21 protein-coding genes are annotated in these 18,634 nt (G+C 56.2%); 14 read left to right on the forward strand and 7 right to left on the reverse strand.

Annotated features, from left to right (window positions below; translation table 11 throughout):
- Window positions 1-55: 55 nt before the first annotated feature.
- The 6 genes from uhpT to D5066_RS18040 all read left to right on the forward strand — a co-directional run bounded on the left by uhpT (window position 56) and on the right by D5066_RS18040 (window position 5,086).
- A complete protein-coding gene (gene uhpT / locus D5066_RS18015; protein WP_119916752.1) occupies window positions 56-1,453 on the forward strand; it encodes a hexose-6-phosphate:phosphate antiporter UhpT in 1,398 nt (465 codons plus the stop codon).
- Between the two features lie 161 nt (window positions 1,454-1,614).
- The gene (locus D5066_RS18020; RefSeq protein WP_119916753.1) at window positions 1,615-2,619 is read left to right on the forward strand and encodes an alpha/beta fold hydrolase; all 1,005 of its coding nucleotides are present in this window, start codon (window positions 1,615-1,617) and stop codon (window positions 2,617-2,619) included.
- A gap of 151 nt (window positions 2,620-2,770) precedes the next feature.
- A complete protein-coding gene (locus D5066_RS18025; protein ID WP_014830062.1) occupies window positions 2,771-3,223 on the forward strand; it encodes a DUF1198 domain-containing protein in 453 nt (150 codons plus the stop codon).
- 102 nt (window positions 3,224-3,325) lie between these two features.
- Complete coding sequence (gene nepI / locus D5066_RS18030) at window positions 3,326-4,516, forward strand: purine ribonucleoside efflux pump NepI (protein WP_119916754.1); 1,191 nt, start codon at window positions 3,326-3,328, stop codon at window positions 4,514-4,516.
- Window positions 4,517-4,572: 56 nt separating this feature from the next.
- Window positions 4,573-4,845, forward strand: coding sequence for a type II toxin-antitoxin system Phd/YefM family antitoxin (locus D5066_RS18035; RefSeq protein WP_080329782.1), 273 nt, complete (start codon window positions 4,573-4,575; stop codon window positions 4,843-4,845).
- Window positions 4,820-5,086 carry a Txe/YoeB family addiction module toxin gene (locus D5066_RS18040; protein WP_119916755.1) on the forward strand — a complete coding sequence of 89 codons (267 nt, stop codon included), beginning with the start codon at window positions 4,820-4,822 and terminating at the stop codon, window positions 5,084-5,086. The genes D5066_RS18035 and D5066_RS18040 overlap by 26 nt, the downstream gene beginning before the upstream one ends.
- 1 nt (window position 5,087) lies before the next feature.
- Here the strand turns inward: D5066_RS18040 and D5066_RS18045 are convergent, their stop codons facing one another.
- The 6 genes from D5066_RS18045 to D5066_RS18070 all read right to left on the reverse strand — a co-directional run bounded on the left by D5066_RS18045 (window position 5,088) and on the right by D5066_RS18070 (window position 10,999).
- Window positions 5,088-5,993, reverse strand: a complete 906-nt coding sequence (locus D5066_RS18045; RefSeq protein ID WP_119916757.1) for an EamA family transporter — start codon at window positions 5,991-5,993, stop codon at window positions 5,088-5,090.
- 134 nt (window positions 5,994-6,127) lie between these two features.
- Entirely contained in the window at window positions 6,128-7,507 is a 1,380-nt protein-coding gene (locus tag D5066_RS18050) for a carbohydrate porin (protein ID WP_119916758.1), read from the reverse strand.
- 138 nt (window positions 7,508-7,645) lie between these two features.
- Window positions 7,646-7,948: a PTS lactose/cellobiose transporter subunit IIA gene (locus D5066_RS18055; protein ID WP_176212971.1), complete on the reverse strand. Its 303-nt coding sequence runs from the start codon at window positions 7,946-7,948 to the stop codon at window positions 7,646-7,648.
- Between the two features lie 5 nt (window positions 7,949-7,953).
- The gene (gene gmuD / locus D5066_RS18060) at window positions 7,954-9,330 is read right to left on the reverse strand and encodes a 6-phospho-beta-glucosidase GmuD (protein ID WP_119916759.1); all 1,377 of its coding nucleotides are present in this window, start codon (window positions 9,328-9,330) and stop codon (window positions 7,954-7,956) included.
- Window positions 9,331-9,347: 17 nt separating this feature from the next.
- The gene (locus D5066_RS18065) at window positions 9,348-10,673 is read right to left on the reverse strand and encodes a PTS sugar transporter subunit IIC (RefSeq protein ID WP_119916761.1); all 1,326 of its coding nucleotides are present in this window, start codon (window positions 10,671-10,673) and stop codon (window positions 9,348-9,350) included.
- Window positions 10,674-10,684: 11 nt separating this feature from the next.
- Window positions 10,685-10,999, reverse strand: coding sequence for a PTS sugar transporter subunit IIB (locus D5066_RS18070; protein WP_119916762.1), 315 nt, complete (start codon window positions 10,997-10,999; stop codon window positions 10,685-10,687).
- A 293-nt stretch (window positions 11,000-11,292) separates the two neighbouring features.
- Between D5066_RS18070 and D5066_RS18075 the strand changes: the two genes are divergently transcribed.
- Window positions 11,293-12,243, forward strand: coding sequence for a LacI family DNA-binding transcriptional regulator (locus D5066_RS18075; RefSeq protein WP_119916764.1), 951 nt, complete (start codon window positions 11,293-11,295; stop codon window positions 12,241-12,243).
- Window positions 12,244-12,287: 44 nt separating this feature from the next.
- Here the strand turns inward: D5066_RS18075 and D5066_RS18080 are convergent, their stop codons facing one another.
- Complete coding sequence (locus D5066_RS18080) at window positions 12,288-12,584, reverse strand: YicS family protein (RefSeq protein WP_119916765.1); 297 nt, start codon at window positions 12,582-12,584, stop codon at window positions 12,288-12,290.
- A 139-nt stretch (window positions 12,585-12,723) separates the two neighbouring features.
- Between D5066_RS18080 and D5066_RS18085 the strand changes: the two genes are divergently transcribed.
- From D5066_RS18085 to D5066_RS18115, 7 genes are all read left to right on the forward strand, one after another.
- A complete protein-coding gene (locus tag D5066_RS18085) occupies window positions 12,724-13,143 on the forward strand; it encodes a GNAT family N-acetyltransferase (RefSeq protein WP_119916767.1) in 420 nt (139 codons plus the stop codon).
- 129 nt (window positions 13,144-13,272) lie between these two features.
- Window positions 13,273-13,539, forward strand: a complete 267-nt coding sequence (locus D5066_RS18090; protein ID WP_080329791.1) for an antitoxin — start codon at window positions 13,273-13,275, stop codon at window positions 13,537-13,539.
- Complete coding sequence (locus D5066_RS18095) at window positions 13,536-13,934, forward strand: type II toxin-antitoxin system VapC family toxin (protein WP_080329792.1); 399 nt, start codon at window positions 13,536-13,538, stop codon at window positions 13,932-13,934. The genes D5066_RS18090 and D5066_RS18095 overlap by 4 nt, the downstream gene beginning before the upstream one ends.
- 129 nt (window positions 13,935-14,063) lie before the next feature.
- Window positions 14,064-14,864 carry a lipoprotein NlpA gene (gene nlpA / locus D5066_RS18100; RefSeq protein WP_008500128.1) on the forward strand — a complete coding sequence of 267 codons (801 nt, stop codon included), beginning with the start codon at window positions 14,064-14,066 and terminating at the stop codon, window positions 14,862-14,864.
- Between the two features lie 121 nt (window positions 14,865-14,985).
- Window positions 14,986-15,765, forward strand: a complete 780-nt coding sequence (locus D5066_RS18105; protein ID WP_119916768.1) for an MBL fold metallo-hydrolase — start codon at window positions 14,986-14,988, stop codon at window positions 15,763-15,765.
- A 26-nt stretch (window positions 15,766-15,791) separates the two neighbouring features.
- The gene (locus D5066_RS18110; RefSeq protein ID WP_119916769.1) at window positions 15,792-16,745 is read left to right on the forward strand and encodes a GlxA family transcriptional regulator; all 954 of its coding nucleotides are present in this window, start codon (window positions 15,792-15,794) and stop codon (window positions 16,743-16,745) included.
- A 238-nt stretch (window positions 16,746-16,983) separates the two neighbouring features.
- Complete coding sequence (locus D5066_RS18115) at window positions 16,984-18,624, forward strand: ShlB/FhaC/HecB family hemolysin secretion/activation protein (protein WP_119916770.1); 1,641 nt, start codon at window positions 16,984-16,986, stop codon at window positions 18,622-18,624.
- The last annotated feature ends 10 nt before the right edge of the window (window positions 18,625-18,634 follow it).

Here is an 18,634-nt window from a genome sequence, read left to right on the forward strand (position 1 = left end):
CTCTCCCGGCTGATTTTTACAATGCTGCAAAAATCAGCTCAGGAGTAAACCAACCATGCTGGCCTTCTTAAACCAGGTGCGCAAGCCGACCCTGGATCTGCCGCTCGACGTGCGGCGCAAGATGTGGTTCAAACCGTTCATGCAGTCCTATCTGGTGGTCTTCATCGGCTACCTGACCATGTACCTGATCCGCAAAAACTTTAACATTGCGCAGAACGACATGATCTCAACCTACGGGCTGAGCATGACGCAGCTGGGGATGATCGGCCTGGGCTTCTCCATCACCTACGGCGTGGGGAAAACCGTCGTTTCCTATTATGCGGACGGCAAAAACACCAAGCAGTTCCTGCCGTTTATGCTGATCCTCTCCGCTATCTGTATGCTCGGCTTCAGCGCCAGCATGGGTGCGGGCTCCGTCAGCCTGTTCCTGATGATCGCCTTCTATGCCCTGAGCGGTTTCTTTCAGAGTACCGGCGGGTCGTGCAGCTACTCCACCATCACCAAATGGACGCCGCGCCGCAAGCGTGGTTCGTACCTCGGCATGTGGAACATCTCCCACAACCTCGGCGGGGCGGGTGCAGCAGGCGTGGCGCTGTTTGGCGCAAACTATCTGTTCGACGGCCACGTAATCGGCATGTTTATCTTCCCGTCGATTATCGCCCTGATTGTTGGCTTTATCGGCCTGCGCTTCGGCAGCGACTCCCCGGAATCTTACGGCCTCGGCAAAGCTGAAGAGCTGTTCGGCGAGGAGATCAGCGAAGAGGACAAAGAGACAGAAGAGAACGAGATGTCCAAATGGCAGATCTTTGTGGAGTACGTGCTGAAAAACAAAGTGATCTGGCTGCTGTGCTTCTCAAATATCTTCCTGTACGTGGTGCGCATCGGTATCGACCAGTGGTCCACCGTGTATGCCTTCCAGGAGCTGAAGCTATCTAAAGAAGTGGCGATTCAGGGCTTTACCCTGTTCGAAGTGGGCGCGCTGGTCGGCACCCTGCTGTGGGGCTGGCTCTCCGACCTCGCCAACGGCCGTCGCGCGCTGGTGGCCTGCGTCGCGCTGGCGCTGATTATCGCCACGCTCGGCGTCTACCAGCACGCCAGCAACCAGTACGTTTACCTGGCGTCCCTGTTCGCGCTCGGCTTCCTGGTGTTTGGTCCGCAATTACTGATCGGCGTGGCGGCAGTGGGCTTCGTCCCGAAAAAAGCGATCGGCGCCGCCGATGGGATTAAAGGCACCTTCGCCTACCTGATCGGCGACAGCTTCGCCAAGCTGGGCCTGGGGATGATCGCCGACGGAACGCCGATTTTCGGCCTCACCGGCTGGGCGGGCACCTTCGCGGCGCTGGATGCGGCGGCGATCGGCTGTATCGTCCTGATGGCGATGGTGGCGGTGCTGGAAGAACGTAAGATTCGCCGTGAGAATCGTGCGCAGAAGCAGAAATTGAAAGCGGCCTGAGTGTGCAGGTAACTTCTTTGCCCGGTGTGTGATGCCGGGCTTTTTTGTTTTGTACGTTACGCCTTTACCCCGTTTTACACACCCGCTCCTCTCCATGCTCTACAGTGTTTTTGCTGCCGCCTTTCGTGCAGCCTTAGCCCCTTTGCTAACGGAGAACCTGCATGTTGACCCGACGATTGTCCTGCCTGGCGCTGCTGATGGCGCTGGCCTCCCCCGCAATGGCTGCGGATGCCCCTGGCTACGGCGAGAAGCTGGAGGGTTTTGACTACGGTTGGCCGGTAAAACACTTTACCTTTACCTCGCAAAACCAGCCTCTGGATATGGCCTACCTGGACGTTAAGCCGGAAAACCCCAATGGCCGCACCGTGGTGCTGATGCACGGCAAAAACTTCTGCGCCGGTACATGGGACGGTACGATCCGCGCGCTTTCAGCCAGCGGGTATCGGGTGATTGCTCCCGACCAGATCGGCTTCTGTAAATCCACCAAGCCGGAGCGGTATCAGTACACCTTCCAGCAGCTGGCGGATAACACCCACGCGCTGCTGAAATCGCTCGGCGTCGATCGCGTGACGGTCATCGGCCACTCGACCGGCGGCATGCTGGCGACCCGCTACGCGCTGATGTGGCCGCAGCAGGTGGAACAGCTGGTGATGGTCAATCCGATAGGCCTGGAAGACTGGAAAGCGCGCGGCGTGCCGCATATTACGGTCGACCAGTGGTACCAGCGCGAGCTGAAGGTCAGCGCCGACGGCATTCGCCAGTACGAGAAAAACACCTACTACGCCGGGGAGTGGAAGCCGGAATACGAGCGCTGGGTGACCATGCTTGCCGGGCTGAACAACGGGCCGGGTAAAGAACGCGTGGCCTGGAACTCGGCGCTGCTCTACGACATGATCTACACCCAGCCGGTGATCTACGAATTTAGCGACCTGAAGATGCCGGTATTATTGATGATCGGCACGAAGGACAACACCGCCATCGGGAAAGATCTCGCCCCGCCGGAGATCCGCAAGACGCTCGGCAACTATGCGGTGCTGGGTAAAGAGACGGCGAAACGCATTCCCCACGCGACGCTGGTGGAATTTAACGACATGGGCCACGCGCCGCAGATGCAGGATCCCGCACGCTTCCACGAGGCGCTGCTGAAGGGGCTTCAGGCTCGCTAACTGGTCTCCAGCAACAGCCCGCGCAGCCACGCCTGCGCGGGATTGCTTTCATCGCATTTATCCAGCTTTTTTCGGTTCACTATTCTGGCCGTACCCGCTGTCGACACGGTGCGTTTCCCGCTATGATGAGCGGCTAGTCTAAGGAGAACGCATGGTCTGGATAATGCTGGCAACGCTTGCCGTGGTGTTTGTGGTTGGGTTTCGCGTCCTGACCTCAGATTCCCGCCGCGCCATCAAACGTTTAAGCGAACGGCTGGGGATTACCCCGATGCCGGTTGAGTCGATGATCGATCAGTTTGGTAAAACGCCGGGCAATGAGTTTATCCGCTACCTTGAGCGACCTGACGAAGCGCATCTGCAAAACGCCGCGCAGGTGCTGCTCATCTGGCAGGTCTGCATTGTCGACGGTAGCGAAGAGAATTTGCATACCTGGCACCGTATGCTGCGTAAAGCCCGCCTGGCCGCGCCGATCACCGATGCACAAATCCGCCTCGCCCTCGGCTTTATGCGCGAGATGGAGCCCGATCCGCAGGAGCTTAACGCCTTCCAGCTGCGCTACAACCAGCTTTTCCTGCCGGAAGAGGGCGTGTTTTACCTGCACTGATCCCCTGTAAAAACGACAAAAGTTGTCAAATCGTTAAATTCGTCACACTTTTGATGATAAACTGCGCGACTTTTCCGCACGTTTTTTTCTTCAGGTGACGCCATGACAGAACATATCCAGCCCACGACCAGACCGCAGACAAAAGAGGTTTCGCGCCCCAACTGGTCGGCGGTTTTCTCCGTGGCGTTCTGCGTCGCCTGCCTGATTACCGTTGAGTTTCTGCCGGTGAGCCTCCTGACACCGATGGCGCAGGATCTGGGTATTTCCGAGGGCGTGGCGGGCCAGTCCGTTACCGTCACCGCCTTCGTGGCGATGTTCGCCAGCCTGTTTATCACCCAGGTGATTGGTTCTATTGACCGCCGCAAAGTGGTCATTCTGTTCAGCGTGCTGCTGACGCTCTCCTGCCTGCTGGTCTCCTTCGCGGAAAGCTTCACCCTGCTGCTGCTCGGTCGCGCCTGTCTCGGGCTTGGGCTCGGCGGATTTTGGGCGATGTCGGCCTCGCTGACCATGCGCCTGGTGCCCGCGCGCACGGTGCCAAAAGCGCTTTCCGTCATCTTCGGTGCGGTGTCTATTGCGCTGGTGATTGCCGCGCCGCTCGGCAGCTTCCTCGGTGGGATTATCGGCTGGCGTAACGTCTTTAACGCCGCGGCGGTGATGGGCGTGCTGTGCATTATCTGGGTGTGGAAGGCGCTGCCGTCGCTGCCGGGCGAGGCGGCGCATCATAAGCAGAACATGTTCGCGCTGCTGAAGCGCCCCGGCGTGCTGGCGGGGATGACCGCCATCTTCATGGCCTTTGCCGGACAGTTTGCCTTCTTTACCTACATCCGCCCGGTATTTATGACTATGGCGGGCTTTGACGTCGACGGCCTGACGCTGGTGCTGCTGAGCTTCGGTATCGCCAGCTTTGTCGGCACCTCGCTGTCGTCGCAGTTCCTGAAACGCTCCCTGAAGGTCGCTCTGGCGGGCGCGCCGCTGGTGCTGGCTGTCAGTGCCACGGTGCTGGTGCTGTGGGGCAGCGACAAGTGGGTAGCGTCGGCGATCGCTATTATCTGGGGCTTTGCCTTTGCGCTGGTGCCGGTGGGCTGGTCGACGTGGATCACCCGAACGCTTGCCGATCAGGCGGAAAAAGCCGGGTCGATTCAGGTGGCGGTGATCCAGCTGGCGAACACCTGCGGCGCGGCGGTGGGTGGCGTAGCGCTCGACCACCTGGGGCTGACCTCGCCGCTGGTGATTTCCGGTACGCTGATGTTGCTGACGGCGCTGCTGGTGGCGGGGAAGGTGAAGGCGCGCTGATTGATTAATAGTCACCCCATCGATATACTTGTACCGTAACTTGTACAGGAGGAAATATGCAGGTTGTGACTTTTACCGAAGCACGAAGCCGACTCAAAGATGTGTTGGACGACGTGAATGACAACGTGGAGACCACCATCATCAGCCGCCGAAACGGGGGGGATGCGGTGGTGATGTCTTTACAGCACTACAACTCGATGATGGAAACCATCCATCTGATGAGTTCGCCTGCCAATGCCAGTCGACTGATGGAGTCAATCGCACAGGTAAATACCGGAAAAACCACGCAGAGGGATTTGATAGATGACCAGGCTACTGATTTGGACTGATAACGGCTGGGATGATTACCTGTGGTGGCAGGAGCAGGATAAGAAAACGCTTCGCAGAATCAATAAATTGATTGAAGATGCGAAGCGTCAACCCTTTAATGGCCTGGGTAAGCCGGAACCGCTTAAGGGTAATCTTTCCGGATACTGGTTCCGCCGAATCAATGATACTGACCGTCTGGTTTACGGGGTGTCGGATAGCGCTCTCACTATTTTAATGTGCCGCTATCACTATTATTCGTAGATCATGCCGATGCCTTCACCCGTCTTCTCGAATCCATCGAAATCAGCACCACCGACGACACAATCAGCAGCGTCCCCAGCCAGTCCGGCAGGGTGAACGCCACGCCCAGCAACACCACCGACAGCAGCGCGCTGCTCAGCGGCTCGGCGCAGCTCAGAATGCTCGCCTTCGGCCCGCCGATCATCTGCGCGCCCTTCAGATACAGGCTGAACGTCAGCGCCGTGCCGATCACCACCAGGTAGAAAAACGCCAGCAGCAGGCCGCCGTCAATCACAAAGGTGGTCCCGCGTCCGGCGTAGAACGGCGTCAGCATCAATCCCGCAATCAGCATACTCCAGCCGACAATTGGCAGCGTACCGTAGCGGGCAATCAGCGCTGACGGATAGGTCGTATAAAACGCGGCGGCAAACGCCGAAGCGATGCCGAAGAACAGCGCGGCAGGCGAGATGGAGAGCGAAGTCGGATCGCCGTGGGTGACCAACAGGAAAGTACCGATCAGCGACGTAAAAATCGCTGACAGGACAAACACGCCGGGACGCGTTTTCCGCGCCAGGGCGAACCACGCCACGATGATGGTCGGCGACAGAAACTGCAGCACGGTGGCGGTAGCGGCGTTGGATTTTTCAATCGTCAGCAGGAAGGTGAGCTGCACGGTGAGCGCGCCGACCAGCGAGAAAAACAGCAGGCTGAGAGCGTCTTTGCGATGCTTGATGACCGAGAAAATCTTGTCGCCGTGAACGAAGGAGAGCGTCAGGAGGATCACGCCGGTAAACAGCAGGCGAATCATGGTCAGGTAAGGCGAAGAAATGTGGCTTTTCTCCATGATGTACTGTGCACAAACCCCGGAACTGCCCCATAAAACGGCGGCGATCAGGACGTTTAGCATCCCTTTGCGTGTGGAACCCATGTTCTCCCCTGTTATGTTGGTTTTTTTGTAGCATAACATGGGATCTTGCCGGGTGGCGCTGCGCTTACCCGGCCTACAAGGTTGTGTAGGCCCGTGCAAGCGCAGCGCCGCCGGGCGAAATAAACGGCGCTGTACTAGAACCACGCCTCCCACATCGCGCCAACGTTGAAGTCGTCGAGCGTTTCGTCTTTGGTGTTGTTCACGCGCGCGGTGCGTTCGTTATCCACCTTGCCGCCGGTCACGTAGAAGCGCAGCATCGGACGGAACTCCGGCCCCATGGCGATAGACATGTTCTGCGACAGGGTCAGCTTCCAGCCCTTGTTGTCGCCGCCGTTGTCGTAATCAACGTGCTGCCAGCCCGCTTCCAGCCAGGTGGAGTGAACGTCGTTCCACCAGTGCATCGGACGCACGATGGCGTTGTAGTTCTTGCGATTATCGGTCTTATCACGGCTGTTATCGTAGTCGTGGAAGGCGAGGATGTACTCCACCTGCGTGGCCTGAGTGAATTTGTAAAGCCCTTCGAAGCTGGCGTAGACCGTGGTCAGATCCTCTGTTTTGTTGAATACGCTGTTGTCCGCGTTATCGGAGTAGCGGGCGATGACCTTGTTCACGCCGCTGTCGTTGGTGTGGCTCAGCACCACGCCGCCCTGCCAGGCGTTCAGACGCTCATCGCTCTCCACCGCTTTTGAATCAAAGCCGTAGTTGGCGTACAGCTCCAGATCCAGCGGACCGACCTTCATGCCGTGGATTTTCGAGGTGGCCGCGTAGTTGCCTTTATCGCCCGTGCCGGAACCGCCGGTACAGGTGATGCGCGACGGGTTCGCTTCATCTTCCATTACTTCCGGACTACAGGATTCCACCGCCGCCACGGCGGCTACGTCAAACTGCACGCCGCCGATGTCGAAGTTTTTCACCCCGGCGCCCTGGCCGTCGTGGTTCATCCAGAAGTAATCGTTGATGCCCTGCTGCGGACGCTGGTGGAAGTCACGACCGGCCCAGAAGTAGGCGTTCGGGTTGGAGGCCATAATGTTGGTCACCCCCGCGTAGGCTTTTTTCAGGTTAACTTCGTCGCCCCAGTGGTCGATCATCACGTTGATGTCCCAGATGGTGCCGTTGTCCCCCTTGAAGGCCTTGGAGAGCTGGAATTCCCCGCCGTTGCCTTCGTTGCCCAGACGACCAATCGCGGACGCGCCGTTGTAGGAGCCGTCCACCGCCACGTATTTCTGATCGGCGGCCTGGAAGTGCGCGCCGTAGCGGGCGTAGCCGGTAAATTTAATCCCGAACGGGATCGCCATATCGGGAGATTGCGCCGCGCTTTGCGGCTCGGTCACCACGTCCGCTTTTTTCGCAACCGCGGCATCCATTTTGGCCTGACGCTCGGCGAGGGCTTTATCCACCGCTTTTGCCACAATGGCGTCGATTTGCTCCTGCGTAAATTCTTGTGCGAGTACAGAAATTGGGCAAAGCGCGGCGATAACCGCCATGGTTAATGGAAGTTTTTTAATCGTATTCATGGTTATCTCAATATAGTTTAATTTTATTCAGACAATAACCATCCCGCTCCGATCTGACAGAGTATGTCGCTATCATCAGAACAAGTGGATCTCTATTTAGGGTACAGAGGTATTACATTAACTTTATTTCGCCATAGACTATCTCTGATATAAATGAATAATTTCTTCAGACAATTCACGCGCTAATAAGGAATTCATTAAATGATCCTGCGCGTGCACCATGATTAACGTCATCGGCTGGCGGCCTTCGCCCGCATCCTGCTCGATCAGTTTGGTCTGCATCTTGTGCGCCTGGCGCGCGTAGCCGTCGGCTTCGCGCAGCAGGCTTTTGGCCTCGTCAAAGTTGCCCTGACGCGCCGCGTGCAGGGCTTCAAAGCACAGGCTGCGGGACTGTCCGGCATTGACGATAATTTCCATTACGGCTTCTTCTAATGCGATCATCATTATTACTCTTTTTCAAAACTATTATTTAAGGCGGTGGCGGCAAACCACTCTCCGCTTTTCTTGATGGTGCGCTGCTGCGTTTTAAAATCGAGCTGGATAAATCCGTAGCGATTTTTATAGGCATTACACCACGACCAGTTATCAATAAACGTCCACATATGGTAGCCAAGGCAATTACACCCTTCGCTAATGCCTGTATGCAGCCAGGCTAGATGTTCGGAAATAAAGTCGATGCGGTATTGATCGTTAATCTGGCCGTTTTCAATAAAGCGCTGCTCGTTTTCGACGCCCATGCCGTTTTCAGAAATAAAGCAGCGTGGGTTGCCGTAATTGTCGCGCAGGTTAACCAGAATATCGTAAATACCCGGCTCGTAGATTTCCCAGCCGCGGTACGGGTTCATCTTGCGGCCCGGCATCTCGTAGCTATCAAAGAACCATTCCGGCATAAACGGCGCCTGCGGGTTCACCGCGCTGTCGCGACACTTCACGCGACGCGGCTGATAGTAGTTAATGCCGAGCAGATCGATTTTCCCTTCCGCGATCAGGGCGCTGTCTTCCGGCTTGCAGGCAGGCAGCTGATCGTACGCTTTCAGCAGCGCCACCAGGTCCGCCGGGTATTCACCGCGCAGCACCGGGTCGAGGAAGCTGCGGTTAAACATCAGGTCCGCAATGTGCGCCGCCTTCACGTCCGCCGGGTTCTGCGAGCGCGGGTAGGACGGCGTCAGGTTCAGCACGATGCCAATCTCCCCCGCGTAATGCCCGGCGCGGTAAGCCTGAACCGCCTTCGCATGGGCCAGCACGGTGTGATATGCCACGGTGGCTGCCCGACGAAAATCCACCACGTTCGGGTAGTGGAAATCGTACAGATAACCGCCTTCCACCGGCACGATCGGCTCGTTGAAGGTAAACCAGTGCAGCACGCGATCGCCAAACAGCTCAAAGCAGATCTGCGCATAGCGGGCGTAAGCATCCACCACGTCGCGATTTTCCCAGCCGCCAATCTCCTGCATCGCCATCGGCATGTCGAAATGGAACAGGGTGATAAACGGTGTAATGCCCTGTTCATTCAGCTCATCAATGACCTGATTGTAAAAATCGACCGCTTCCGGGTTCACTTCACCGATACCGTCGGGGATCAGGCGCGCCCAGCTAATCGAGGTACGAAAGCTGTTGTGGTTCAGCTGCTTTAACAGCTGAATGTCCGTTTTCCAGTGCTGATAAAACGTGGAGGTCTGCTGCGGCCCCACGCCGTTGTGAAAACGGTTCGGCTCGCGGGCAAACCAGTAATCCCACGTGGTTTCCCCCTCTCTTGCCCCTTCGGTCTGGAGAGCAGAGCTTGCGCTGCCCCACCAGAAGTTATCGGGAAATGCGTATTTCATGACCACTCCTCTTTGACTTAATTGCTTGTCGCTTCAGCGGTACCGACGGTTGCCTGGGCCTTCTGCTCTTCATTTTTGATGAGCGTACGCTCATAGGCGCGCAGGAACGGCAGGTACATCAGCGCGGACATCACCATACAGACCAGGCACATCACCACCGGGCTCAGCGCCCAGTTCGCCGCCCACGAGGCACCAATCGGTGCAGGGGTGGTCCACGGGGTCAACGACACAACCTGTGCCAGCCAGCCGAGTTTGGTTGCACCGTACGCCAGGCAGGCGTTGACCAACGGAACAAACACGAACGGGATAAACAGCATCGGGTTCATGATGATCGGCGCGCCGAACAGAATCGGTTCGTTGATGTTAAAGAAGCTTGGCACAACGCCCATTTTGCCGATGGTGCGCAGGTGGGTAACGCGGCTGCGCAGCAGCAGGAAGGCCAGCGGCAGCGTGGAGCCTACGCCGCCAATCAGCAGGTAGTGATCCCAGAAGCCCTGCAGGTAAACGTGCGGCAGCGCCGCGCCTGCGGCGAGTGCCGCCTGGTTTGCAGAGAGGTTCGCCATCCAGAACGGGTTCATGATGCCGGTGACAATCAGCGAGCCGTGAATACCGGCGAACCAGAAGATCTGGCACAGCAGCACGGAGAGCAGAATCGCGGGCAGGGAGTCAGACGCGGATACCAGCGGCTCCAGCAGGTGCATGATCGCCTGCGGGATGATCATCCCGGTCTGCGCTTCAATGAACAGGTTCAGCGGGTGCAGCGTACCGATCACCACCATCACCGGGATCAGGATTTCGAACGAGCGCGCCACGCCGGTTGGCACTTCCTTTGGCAGGCGGATGGTCACGTTGTTCTGCTTCAGCCACGCATAGACGCGGGTGGAGTAGATGGCGGTGATTAGCGCGGTGAAGATGCCCTGACCGGAGAGATACTGGGTCGAGATTTTGCCATCGGCATACGGCGCGGCGACCAGCAGGAAGGCCATAAAGGCCAGCAGGCCGGACATCACCGGGTCGAGGTTAAACTGACGCCCCAGGCTCGCCCCAATCCCCACCGAGATGAAGAAGGTCATGACGCCCATGCTGAGGTTAAACGGCAGCATCAGCTGCTCGCGGTAGGTCTGGGAGAAATCCAGCCAGCCGCGGGCGAAGCTGTTGGTGGTATCCGCCGAGAACGGCGGGAAGATGAACACCAGCATAAACGAGCCGATGATCATAAACGGCAGCGCGGCGGTAAAACCGTCGCGGATGGCAATCACATACTTTTGCTGACCCAGCTTTGCGGCCAGCGGGGTAATTGACTGCTCAATCACCGCGACCATGGATTGATATAACGAACTCATGTGAACACCTTTTAGTGTGCCGCTTCGATGAGCGACAGAGCATAGTCCAGTACTTTATCGCCACGCTGCATGCCGTAGTCCATCATGTCGATGGGCTGCACCGGAATGCCATGCGTCGCCGCCTTGTCTGAGAGTGTCTGTAACATGTATTTCACTTGCGGTCCGAGAAGTACCACCTGGTATTGCGGAAACTGCGTATCAAATTCGGAAACACCGTACGCATCTATCTTCACCGGCACACCACGTTCTTTCGCGACATCGACCATTTTGCTGACTAACAGGCTGGTGGACATCCCGGCAGAACAGCACAGCATAATCTTGAACATCGACAACCATCCTCTAAATGTAAAAAGTTATTGCGAGGATGATTGGACATGATACGGAAACCGGTTTCCATTCATAAAAGACAGAAGTGTGACAACCATCAAGATCCGTTACTTATGAGGCTAATTAACCGGATGTGGGTCACATAATTTGGCTGTTTTTACGTCATTTTGAGTGGAAACGGAAAATCGGTTTCCATGGAAAACGGAAACGGATATACTCCGTTCTGGCTATAATATGAGCCGTAGCGGTGATGGAATTTGCAGGCACGAAGTCAGCCTGCCAGGGGAAAGAGATGTCGACAATCAATGATGTATCACGTCTTGCCGGGGTGTCTAAAGCCACGGTATCGCGAGTGTTGAGTGGGTCACGTGGCGTAAAGGAAGCCAGCCGTCAGGCCGTTCTGAAGGCAGCGGATGAGCTGAACTATCGTCCCAACGTGATTGCCCAGTCGCTGCTGAGCCAGTCGACGGGCTGCATTGGGGTGATTTGCGCACAGGAAAATATTAACCAGACCACCGGTTATCTGTACGCGCTGGAAAAACAGCTCAGCCAGCATCAAAAACACCTGCTGCTGCGCTTCGCCCATAGCAAAGCGGAAGTGATGAACGCGCTCGAAGAACTCTCCTGCGGCCTGTGTGACGACATCCTGGTGATTGGCGCGCGTTTCCCGCTGGACGTGGAGATGGAAAACGTCATTCTGGTTGACTGTATGGAAGCTGAAAACACCAACAGCATCCAGTTCGACCACGCCTTTGCCGCCGAAACCGCCTGTAACTATCTCACCAGCCAGGGACGTCGCCAGATTGCCCTGATCCACCCGCACGGTAGCGGGTTTGCCGACCAGGTGCTGCTTGGCTACAAGCACGCGCTGGAGAAAAACTTCCTGCCCTTTAATCGCAACCTGGTCTTTATGGACGCGACATCCTCATCCGTAGCGCTGCAGGAGTTGCTCAACAACGCCAGTACTCTCAATTTCAACGCGCTGCTGGTGGCGGACGAGCAGGAAGCCCAGCGGGTCATCCCGCAGCTTCAGGCGTTTAATAAATCGGTGCCGGACGACATCATGGTCTTCAGCCTGGGCGGATCGCTGCATCTGCCGGGTATTCCGGTGATCCCGGCCATCGAGTATTCAATGGACGCCATGGCAGCGCGTATCGTGAGCTGGCTGACCGAGAAAACGCAGATGCTCGGGTCCTATGTTCTGCGTGGGGATTTGATTATTCCGGATGTGCGGAAGCGGTAAAACATTTTCCAGGCCGGGTGAGCGCAGCGCCGCCCGGCGAGAACTCAGTAATCTTCCATACAATCCACCTGACTGACTGCATCCCAGTAGGCGTCCGGGTTGTCGCGCTTCACGGCGGTAACGGCATTTTTGATCAGCAGCTGGTTGGCCTCCGACGACAAAATCATCTCCTGCCAGGCCTTATCGCTCTGTTTTTTCTGTGGCGTACAGGCTTTCTTAATATCTTTCATAACCTGCTGCTTTATTTGCGCCTCTTTCGCTGGGTCATCCTTTTCCTGGGCATGGACGAACGCGGCGAAGAGCAGACAAACCAGCAGGCAGACCAGGTGCGCAGCTTTCATCAAAACCCCCTTGAGAAGTCACAGGCTTCCCATGAAATATATCGTTACCTTCAGTGTTACGACGCCAGCCGAAAGTATGAATTTTCTCCAGGGTGTGGGTATGCGATAGTGAAACGGCAGAAAAAATAAGGAGAAAAATATGCATCTGAGCATTACTGATAACGTCACGACGCAGGAGAAAGAGGAGTTACTAACGGGACTGAGGGCTTTTAACGGACAGTTTCTCGATCTGACTAACTTTAGCGGCGATATTGGCGTTTACGTGCGTGACGATAAAGGCGTCATGCTCGGCGGGCTAATAGGCGTGCGTAAAGGCGACTGGCTGAATATCGACTTTCTCTGGGTGAGTGACACCGTGCGGGGTAACGGCGTGGGTAGCCAGCTTATCAAAACGGCCGAAGAGGAAGCCAGACGCAAAGGCTGCAAGCACGCGCTGGTGGATACCGCCAGCTTCCAGGCGCGCCCGTTCTATGAAAAACAGGGGTACCAGCTGCAGATGTCTTTGCAGGATTATCTTTATCCGGGCATGCAGCGGCATTATCTGGCGAAAGCGCTTTAAGTCCGCTGCGGTGATTATGGATTCTGCTATTTATTGCGAGTCGCTTTCCTAATTTGAAGCATGCTGCTTGTCTTCTTTTCAGGCCCTGGCGCATGCTTTGGCCTGGTCAAATAAAGCATGGAGATGTCAATGGAACGGACAGCAAAACTCTTCAAAAAGGGGCGAAATCAGGCCGTGATGCTGCCTGCTGAATTCGCGTTTGATACGGAGAGTGTCTACATCCGGCGGGATGAGGAAGGGAATGTTGTTTTGGCGGCAAAACCTGTTCAGACAAAGAGTTGGGATAATTTTTTCCGTCTGCTGGCAGTTACGGACGTACCGGATTCGTTTCTGAGCAAAGAGGAACGTAATCAGAGTGTTACGACAAGAGACCCTCTGGATGGAGCCTGTTCATGAGGCATATGCTGGATACGAATATTGTAAGTCACTTATTTAAACGACACCCGGAGGTTGTAAGCAGAATGACATGCCTGACTCCGGGAGACGTTTGTATCTCAAGCATTACCGAAGCAGAACTGCTATATGGCGCAGATAAGAAGAAAAGCAGTAGATTGAAAGAAACAATTCAGGAGTTTCTCAATACCATCACGATTTGCGACTGGGACAGTGACGCCGCCGCAACGTACGGTGAACTCCGTGCCGCAATGGAGAAAAAAGGGAAAGTGATGGGCGATCTCGATCAGCTGATCGCTGCACATGCTATCAGCCGGGGGACAACGATTGTGACCAACGATCGTGCATTCAGAATGGTGCAGGAGCTTGCCGTCGAGGACTGGACGACAACGTCATGATCCCTGTTGCCGGGTGACGCCGGCATTCCCCCATATAACTTATCCTTCTTATTGATTCTTTTTCGTTTTTTATTTCACCGCCTCGTTGTCGATATAGTCACTACAACATTCAGCAAAAGGATCTGTCTCGTGAAACGTCGATTGGGTGCTCTGGTACTCGCTGGCCTGCTGCTGGCAGGGTGCGATCAAAGTGGCAGCGATGCCAAACACATAAAAGTGGGCGTCATCAACGGCGCTGAACAGGACGTGGCGGAAGTCGCCAAAAAGGTGGCGAAAGAAAAATATGGCCTGGACGTGGAGCTGGTGGGCTTCAGCGGCTCGCTGTTGCCCAACGATGCCACCAACCAGGGGGAACTGGATGCCAACGTCTTCCAGCATCGCCCTTTCCTTGCGGAAGATAACAAGGCGCATGGCTACAAGCTGGTCGCCGTGGCCAACACCTTTGTTTTCCCGATGGCCGGCTATTCCCGCAAAATCAAATCCGTGTCTGACCTGAAGGACGGGGCGACCATTGCCATTCCAAACGATCCGACCAACCTAGGCCGCGCGCTGCTGCTGCTGCAAAAAGAGAAGCTCATTACCCTGAAGCCGGACACCGGGCTGCTGCCGACGGCGCTGGATATTACCGCCAACCCAAAACAGCTGAAAATCATGGAACTGGAAGGGGCGCAGCTGCCGCGCGTGCTGGACGACCCGAAAGTGGATGTCGCCATCATTAGCACCACCTATATTCAGCAAACCGGGCTGTCGCCGGTGCATGACAGCGTCTTTATCGAAGATAAAAACTCGCCGTACGTGAACATCGTGGTGACGCGAGAAGACAACAAAGACGCCGAGAACGTGAAGGAATTTATCCAGTCATATCAGTCACCTGAAGTGGCGAAAGCGGCGGAGACGATCTTTAACGGCGGGGCGGTGCCGGGCTGGTAAGGCACTGGCAGAAAACGCGGTGATGAAATTGGCCCGAATCCATCGGTAATCGCCCTTTAACCCACAGCGTGACGCGCGGCGGCTGGCTATCCTCCTTATCACACCAACCGGAGGATAGCCCATGAACATTACCCACATTCGCAACGCCACCCAGCTGATTACCTACGCCGGAAAACGCCTTTTAATCGACCCGATGCTGGCACCGAAAGGCGCTTATCCGGGCTTTCCCGGCACGGCGCATGCCGATATTCGCAACCCGACGGCCGAACTCCCCGTTGACGTCAACACGCTGCTGGACGCCGACGCGGTGATCGTCACCCATACCCATGACGATCACTGGGATCGCACTGCGGCGGAGCTGATCGCCAAAGACAAACCGATCTACGTGCAAAACGACCGCGACGCCGCGCTGCTGCGCAGCCAGGGGTTTAGCAACCTGACGGTCATGACCGACGCGACCACCTTCGGCGACATCCAGATTACGAAAACGGACGGCGGCCAGCACGGTACCGACCGCGCTTACGCCGTGCCGGAGCTGGCGGAGCGGCTGGGCGAGGCCTGTGGCGTGGTGCTGCGTCATCCTGAAGAGAAGACGCTCTATCTTGCCGGGGATACCATCTGGCGCGAAGAGGTGGCAGCCGATCTGCAAAAGCACCAGCCGGATGTAGTGGTACTGAACGCCGGGTATGCCCACGTCATCGGCTTTGGGCCCATTATTATGGGGCAGGAGGATGTGCTCAACGTCCACTTCCTGCTGCCGCAGGCTAAAATCGTCGCGAGCCACATGGAGGCGATTAACCACTGCCTGTTGACCCGCAGCGCGCTGCGTGAGTACGTTGAGGCCAATCAGGTGAGCGATGCGGTGAGCATTCCCCAGGATGGCGAAACCATTATATTCTGAGTGCGTTAACGGGAAAGGAGAGACAGATGTCGCTAATCAACGTCGCGATTGTCGCGGTAGACGGGTTCAGCCCGTTCCACTACTCTGTTCCCTGCATTCTGTTTGGTGATTCGGTCTCCGGCGAAAAGCGCTTTAACGTGACGATCTGCGCCGAAACGCCGGGGTTTCTTACCTCAAAAGACGGTTTCGCCCTCAACGCCACGCAGGATTACACCGCCATCGGGCAGGCCGAGATTGTCGTGGTGCCCTACTGGCAGCACGTCCTTGAGCGTCCGCCTCAGGCGCTGCTCGACAGCCTGGTGCAGGCGAGAGACAACGGCGCGGAAATCGTCGGCCTGTGTCTGGGGTCTTTTGTGCTGGCCTATGCGGGCATCCTCGACGGTAAACGGGCCGCCACCCACTGGGAGTTTGAACATCAGTTTCAGTCGCTCTTTCCGGACGTCCAGCTGGATATCAATGCCCTCTACGTGGATGACGGCAATATCATCACCTCTGCCGGTACTGCGGCTGCGCTGGACTGCTGTCTGTATATCATTCGCCAGCGTTTTGGCAGTGTGGTCGCCAACCAGATTGCCCGTCGGATGATTGTGCCGCCTCATCGCGAGGGCGGGCAGGCGCAGTTCATCGCCCAGCCGGTTCCGAAAGATACCCGTGACGCACGTATTAACTGCCTGATTGACTACCTGCAGCAGCACATCAACGAACCGCATAGTCTGGACTCGCTGGCAGAGGTGGTTTCGATGAGCCGTCGCACGCTGACCCGCCATTTTATTAAAGCCACGGGCATGAGCGTCGCCGACTGGCTTACCGCCGAACGCCTGCGGCGCAGCCAGATATTACTTGAAGCCGGAAATATGCCCGTTGAGAGCGTGGCAGAGCTGGTGGGATTTAATTCCGCCGTCACCTGGCGACAGCAGTTTAAGGCGCGCTTTGGGGTAAGCCCTGCTGAATGGCGAAAAACGTTTCGTCTGCACATTTAATGTATTACAGCTAACTTAAGATTTAAGAGTGAGTTAAACATTTCTTATTTTTTGTTAATCGACTTCTTACGTTTCTAAAATAATCTTTTTTTAAGATGCCATAACCTAAATTAGATATACTCGCCTTAAGAATGCTCTTATATTGTACAAATTATAATTGCGTCTTAATTTTGTGGCATGGATGAACACGTCTAAAATAAAAAACAAAATAATTTCATTAAGAAATTATGCTATTGCTATGTTCCTGGCTGCGCTATTTTCAGCAAGCGCTCACGCTGCACCGCTGTCGCCAGCCGATCGCGATGCCATTCAACAGCAACAGCAACAGCTTTTACTCCAGAACCAGCAACAGCGTGAAGAGCTTGAGCGGAGTATTCTCCTGCCCGAACCCGCCAGACCACGGACTGTTACCGGCTCCGGGCCTTGTTTCACCATTAACGACATTACGCTTTCCGGCGCGACCTTAATCTCCCCAAAAACCCAGCATAGCCTTGTTGCGCCGTGGCAGGGCCAGTGTCTGGATATGGCGAAAATAACGGAGCTTCTGGCCCATATTTCTGACTGGTATATCAGCCGGGGATATATCACCAGCCGCGCCTTTCTTACCGAGCAGGATCTCTCCGGTGGTCAGCTGAATATTGTTGTACTGGAAGGCCGGCTGGAAGCAATCCGTCTGGAAGGTGAAACGCCGCGGATGCTGAAAATGGCGTTTCCGGGGCGCGTGGGACGCATCCTTAATTTACGCGACATCGAACAGGGCATGGAGCAAATAAACCGTTTGCGCGCCGAGCCGGTTCAAATTGAAATTCTGCCGGGGACGCAGGCCGGATATTCGATTGTTAATCTCACGGCAAAACCGGAATTTCCCTTAAGTGCATCCGTAAGCCTGGATAATAGCGGCCAGAAGAGCACCGGTGAAGACCAGCTGAACGGCGTACTCACCGCGAATAATATGCTGGGGCTGGCGGATAAATGGTTTGTCAGCGGCGGGCGCAGCAGTGATTTTGCCAGCGCGTACGATGCGCAGAATTTTCAGGCGGGCGTCAGCGTGCCGTTTGGCTATGGCTTGCTGGACTACAGCTACGCCTGGAGTAACTACCGCACCACCATCAATAACCAGGGGTTCAACTGGCTCTCCACGGGCGATACCAAAACCCACCGCGTCAACGCGTCGTGGGTAGTTTTCCGCAACGGGGATGTGAAAACCGGCATCGCGGCAGGCGTGGTTCAACGTTCAAGCCGTAACTGGCTTAACGACGCGCCGCTTCAGAGCAGCACGCGCAATCTCTCCAGCCTGATCCTTGGGGTTACCCACACGCAAAAAATGCTGGGCGGCGTGGCGACCTTCAACCCGACCTGGAGCCACGGCATGCCGTGGTTCAATGCCGAAACCGACGAAAATAAATCCGGCGATATGCCGCGGGCAGAATTCCGCAAATGGAGCCTGAACGCCAGCTTCCAGCGTCCTGTCGCCCGTAACGCCTGGTGGCTGACCAGCGCCTACGGCCAGTGGTCGCCTGACAGGCTGTACGGCTCCGAGCGCCTGACGCTCGGCGGTGAAAGCTCCGTGCGTGGTTTTAAAGAGCAGTATCTGTCCGGGGATAACGGCGGCTACTGGCGTAACGAGCTGGGTTACTCCCTCTTCACCCTCCCGGTGATTGGCGCGGTGAGCGCAACGGTCGCCGTTGACGGCGGCTGGCTGGAAAAAGACAGTCAGGACCGCTTTGCCTCCGGCACGTTATGGGGAGCCTCTGTGGGGCTGAGCAGCACAGGACGCTGGTACAGCAGCCAGGTTTCAGTCGGCACGCCGCTGCACTACCCCGACTGGCTCGGCCCGGATCATGTGAGCGTTAACTGGCGCATTGCCTTTATGCTTTAAGAGACTCTAC

The organism is Enterobacter chuandaensis (genome assembly GCF_003594915.1).
GTDB classification, from domain to species: domain Bacteria; phylum Pseudomonadota; class Gammaproteobacteria; order Enterobacterales; family Enterobacteriaceae; genus Enterobacter; species Enterobacter chuandaensis.